This window comes from Allobaculum sp., from assembly GCF_047010065.1.
GTDB classification, from domain to species: Bacteria; Bacillota_I; Bacilli_A; order Erysipelotrichales; family Erysipelotrichaceae; genus Allobaculum; species Allobaculum fili.
Window position 1 is genome coordinate 1 of record NZ_JBKXLD010000153.1, and the last position, 2,892, is coordinate 2,892.

1 protein-coding gene is annotated in these 2,892 nt (G+C 53.4%); it reads right to left on the reverse strand.

Features of this window, described 5'->3' with window-relative positions:
• On the reverse strand, window positions 1–2,892 hold a 2,892-nt coding region (locus ACLUYS_RS09705; RefSeq protein WP_412659763.1), incomplete at both ends, for a right-handed parallel beta-helix repeat-containing protein.

Consider the following 2,892-nt stretch of genomic DNA (forward strand, 5'->3'; position numbering starts at 1 on the left):
GTCCAGACGGTTTGACCATTGACCTGAATGGAGCGGATGGAAGAGGAAGCCGGCGTCGTAACGGAACATTCGGCTGTCGCTTTCGGCTCTGCGGGAATGCCCCAGGCCGACGTCAGGTAAACGGTCGCAGTAAGTTTGCCAGGCTGTGCAGGCGTATACGTCGTACTGTCGCAGAGCGTTTGCGAGAGAATCTTGCCTTCGTCGTTTTTGAGCGTCCAGAGAACCGGCGCGCTGCTCTGTCCGCCATCCGGATTGGTCGCGTCATAGCTTACGCTTACTGGACTGCCGGCTTCTGCAGTTTCTGCCGAAAGCTGTACGTTAGAAAGAACAGGTGTCGCGGCATTTCCATGTTCAAAGGAAACGGAGGTCTCCTCATTCAGATCGCTGAGAGTTGTTGTATTGGCTTTGAAGCGGAAGTCCTTGAAAGTAACAGTTTTGCCGCGGGGATTTGTATGCCAGCCCGCAAAGCCGATGCGTACGCTTTTGCCCGTTAACATCGTAGCGGAAAGATCGCGAACGGAAGTGTACGTCTTGCCGTCTGCGCTCCAGTACGTGTGTACAGTGTTTCCTTCCTTGACAAAAGCCAGCCAGGCATCGGAAAGGGCGTTCTGTGCGGCATTGTCTCCAAGCTCGGTTGCGCTGCCGCCGGTTTCCGAGACGGTCGCAATGCCGTCGTAATGGGACTTCTTGCCAAGCGAGAGGTAGTTGTCCGCGTCACCAAAGACGAGGAAGCTTGCGGTATCCCACTGTCCGCTTTCCCGAATCGGAAGACCGGTGACATGAACGGAAGTTGCAAAATTTTCCGTGTCTGCGGGGATATCGTAAAGAATCAGGTTTTTAACCGAGTTGTTTTCCTCATACAAGTCGCCCTTTTCGAGTGCGATCGTCGCTTCGGTTTCGTTCAAAGTGAGATTCGTATTCGAATTCGTTACGGAGATGCCCGGAGTAAGGGAGGCGGATTTTCCGGTGTTTACCAGAACGATGCGCGAATCCGAACCGGAAGCGCTGGAGGCGATGACTTTGTAAATGCCGCTCTGGGCGTTAAGCTCGCCTGCGCTTGTGATCGAGGCCTGATCCGTGGCAGTTCCATCGAGTGCCGTAACCGACCAGGTGACGGTTTCGCCTTCCGGTGTCTTAGCCGTAAAGTTCGATGCAGCGCCGACTACGGTGTTGTCCTTCTGATCGATCGTGACGGCAGAACCGGTCGTGCTTTCCGAAATTGTCACTTCGATCGGATCGGAATAGAGCAGCGAATGATCCCATTTTGTCCAGGCGTATACCTGAGTCGTACCAGCGGATACGCCGGTGATGTTTCCAGAATCATCCACGGAAGCGATCGCGGGATCGGCGGACAGATAATGAATGGCGCCTGCAGAAGCTGAAGCTGCTCCGGTTTTGGACGTCGTCAGCGTAACCGCATCGTTGGTAATGTGAATCTGATCTTCCGGGGTGTTGTCGCGATAGGCGTACAGTTTCTGGCCGTTGTCGTACGTATTCGAGTCGATGACTACGTTTTTCGACTTGGCGAACTCGTACATGTTTTCCGTATTGCCCGTGCGGGAAGATCCGCTAAGCGTGACGGATGAATGCGTGCTGGCTCCGGCAGCAAGACGGATGTGCTTGCTGAGGTCGCCGATTGTGAAGGCAAGATCCGGGTTGGTTCGCAAAATCGTGTTGTTTCGAATCGTCAGATTTTCAACGCTTTCGGCTTTCACGACGGTATCGGAATCCATGTGGAACGTATTGCCTTCGATCGTGATGTTTTTATGAATTGGATTTTCATAGCCCGGCAGTCCGCCGTTTTTGGTTACCGGATGAATATAGATTGCGGAACGGTATTCCCAGCCGCGTTCGCCGGAATCCTTAATGTAGAACGTGTTGTTTCGAATGGTCATGTCGCGGATCGGACCGGATTCATACCACTGATCGGAGTCGTTGGACAGGAAGATCGTAGCCATCGACGTGTTGTAGAACGTGTTGTTTTCGATCAGCGTTTTCTTGCGCGTCGTGCACAAAATGGCACGGGCTGCCAGGTCGCGGAACGTATTGTTTCGGATCGTGACTTCCGGGGTGTACGTAATGTTTTCCGCAACGTATTTCGGTTCGGATCCGATCTTATCGGTCAGATAGGAAGGCAGTTCTTCATCAAATTCAATGACCATCGTCTTGAGATCGTTGCCGTCTTCGCCTGGATTGGAGATGACGTTTTTAACGGTATAGACCGTTTCGTTATCCGCCGACTGAAGCAGGTCGCGAGAGAAGAATTGAACCTGGTCGCCGACATGAAACTGCGGAAAGCCGCCCTGCTGGGCATGAATGTACTTGAGCTGGAGCCTGTGGTCGTCCAGTTTCTGCTCAACGCGGGTGAAGGTTCCGTGAATGTTGATCGGATCATCGTGCAAAGCCGCAAACCGGCAGTTTTCAATGACGAGCTTGCCGGCGGCACCGGAAGCGTGAATGCCGTCCGCGTAGCTCGCGACGATATGACCGGAATTGGCTCTGGGTTCCATGGAACATTCATAGAAATAGACGTCTTTGGCCATCTGGAGCAGCCAGCCAAACCCGTGCATGTAATGGACATGCACTTTGCGCGCGGTAACGTTTTTGGATTCCCAGATCAGGGCACCGGCGGTTTCACGAACCGCAGCGGAGTTGAACTGCAGGGTCATGCCGACTTTCTGCATGGACGGACGGGAAGAGTTATAGACGAATTTCAGAATGGTTCCGTCGGTTCCTTCCACCGGCGTAATCGAGGTTACGTTATTGAACGGGTTTTCGGCATTCGTGCCAAAGCGGCGGGTAAATTCGCCAGTCGCGTCGGTCGCGGAAATCGCGTACGTATTTTCGTGAATGCCGGTTTTCGTCCAGTACGTCTTTCCGGTATAGGGAGAG